The 2,473-nt window shown below is 34.8% G+C and carries 1 protein-coding gene and 1 pseudogene; one reads left to right on the top strand and one right to left on the bottom strand.

Annotated elements, in window-relative coordinates:
* Positions 1-129: 129 nt before the first annotated feature.
* Entirely contained in the window at positions 130-360 is a 231-nt protein-coding gene (locus tag BLP58_RS11630; RefSeq protein ID WP_013854150.1) for a hypothetical protein, read from the bottom strand.
* 283 nt (positions 361-643) lie between these two features.
* On the opposite strand from BLP58_RS11630, the pseudogene BLP58_RS11625 reads away from it, so the two are divergent.
* Positions 644-2,395: pseudogene (locus BLP58_RS11625) on the top strand (oligopeptide ABC transporter substrate-binding protein).
* Positions 2,396-2,473: the final 78 nt, after the last annotated feature.

The raw sequence follows: 2,473 nt of genomic DNA, 5'->3' as shown, positions 1-2,473 counted from the left end.
AAACAGTACTAAAAAACCATACTCCGATAGAATATCGAAATATGGTTTTAAATAAAGCAGTTCAATAATATGTCCCAAATTTGGGGTTCATATCAGTTCGTTAGCAACACAGACGCTTTTTCATGAATGTTAATACTTAATTGGTTCATATGGCTGGTTAATCGCATCAGCTTTAAGATTTTCAGATTCTTCTAAGTCTTCATCATCTTTCAAGTAATCTTCCTCGGTATCAATTTGAGCCGGAATCTCTTGATCATTCAAATCTTCATCACCATATTTTTTATCCATCATTTTTTTGGCAATAGCAGCTAACCCCACAGCAAGTGTGCTTAAACTTAAGCCAATTACTAATTTTTTCATAAAGTCACCTCTTTCCTTAAATCGCTTACATAAGTTAATTATAAGATTTTTATTGTTAAAAGAGCAACTAAATCCTTATTATTTATAATTTTAGTATTTTTAATTTTTATCTTAGTAAATTTATTTAGTAAATTATTTATTAATTATTACTGATTCTAGTGTTGATTTTTACTAGTGAGCAGTGTAATATACCGTGTACAAACTTATCGTTAAATAGCTTTGATAAATTTGTTTTCTAATTAACTGTTATTGGATTTTTGACGAAAGGAGAATTTTTATGAATATGTCAAAGTCCAAATTGTTGTCCTTGATGTTAGTTGGTTCAGCTTCAATGGCTATGGCCGCTTGTGGCAAAAAAGATAATAAACCAACCGTATCTCCTAAGCAATTCAAGCAGTCGCTTCCTAAAAAAGCCATTAAACCAGGTGGAACATTGACTTACGCTTTAGAAAACGATTCGCCATTTACTGGTATTTTTTCAATGGAACTTGCTGACACAAGTCCTGACGTAGAAGCAATGTAACCAGGTAATGAAAGTTTATTTGCAAGTGACGATCACTATAGAATCACAGACAAAGGTGCCGCTACTCTAAAACTAAATCACAAATTGAAAATCGCAGAGATCACTGTGAAGAAAAAAGTGCGTTGGTCAGATGGACATCCAGTTACTGCCAAAGATCTTGAATATTCTTATGAAATTATCGCCAACCCTAAAGTTAAAACGAGCCGCTATGTTTCTTCATTAGAAAACATAAAAGGAATCGCAGCTTATCATGCAGGCAAAGCTAAAAATATCTCCGGCATCGAAATGCCTGATGGTCCGAATGGTAGAAGAATTATTCTTCATTTCTTCGAATTAAGACCCGCTATGTTAAGCGCGGGGAACGTGTTCTTTTGGGATTATGCAGCTCCTTATCACTATTTAAAAAATATACCATTTGATAAATTAGTTTCGAGTCCACAAATACGCAAACATCCGCTATTCTTTGGCCCTTATAAAATGGACAGTACTGTTCAAGGACAAGCCACAACCTGGTCACGCAACCCATACTATTGGCAAGGCAAACCCAATTTTGAGCATATTCAAATGTCGACAATCTCTACTTCTAGTGCTTCACAAGCAATTAAAAGCCGCAAGTTTGACGTTGCTAATGTCATCAATATGCAATATGCACAAGTAAAAAATACTAAGGGTATTAACATCATAGGCAATAAATCAACACTTTATAGTTACCTGTCTTTTAAAGTTGGTAAGTGGAATGAAAATACCGGAAAAAATGAACAATATAAGCATGCCAAAATGGATAATCCAGCTTTGAGAAAAGCCATGGCTTATGGTATGAATGTTGATCAGGTAGATCAGCGTATTTTCCACAGTTTACGCTACAGAGTCAATTCCTTAATTCCTGCTCAGTTTGGTGCCTATCATGACAAAAATATTCCCGCTTATTCATATAACCCAGCTAAAGCAAATAAATTGCTAGATCAAGCAGGCTATAAAAAAGATAAGAAAACTGGTTATCGCCTGCAACCAAACGGCAAAAAATTAACAATTAATCTTGCAGTCCCTGCTTCTAGTAGCAGCGCAGCATCTTTATGGACTAACTATATTCAACAATGGAAAAAATTAGGACTCAAAGTAAGATTCTACACGGGCCGACCTATGGAATTTAACAATTGGGTTAATGCTGTTAAAGCGAGTGATCCTGGCATCGACGTCTTATCTAATGCTTGGGAGCCTACAGGTGATCCCTTGCCTACAGTTTTATATGGCAAAAAAATGCCTTATAATGCTGATCGGTTTGTATCACCTACTAACAACAAATTGCTAAGTGAAATTGATTCCAAAAAGTCATTCGATACTAATTATCGCATCCAAAAAATGCATGAATGGCAAAGATGGATGTACGACAAAGCTTATGTTGTGCTACTTTCTGGAACATATTCTTTAGTCGCGCTTGATTCTAAATTAATCGGTTGGTCATTAAAACCTTCAGCTAATGTTTGGTTCGAAGCAGGCTTTAGCAAGAAATAAATAAATATCGGCACTAAGTGTATAATTTTTTGCGGTAAGTTGAATAATTAATTAAAAAAGCTCAAGTCCTTTGAATTT

The sequence above is a fragment of the Lactobacillus kefiranofaciens genome (assembly GCF_900103655.1).
Taxonomy (GTDB): Bacteria; Bacillota; Bacilli; order Lactobacillales; family Lactobacillaceae; genus Lactobacillus; species Lactobacillus kefiranofaciens.
The sequence above is the reverse complement of the archived record's forward strand: the minus strand, read 5'-3'. Positions and strand labels throughout refer to the sequence as shown.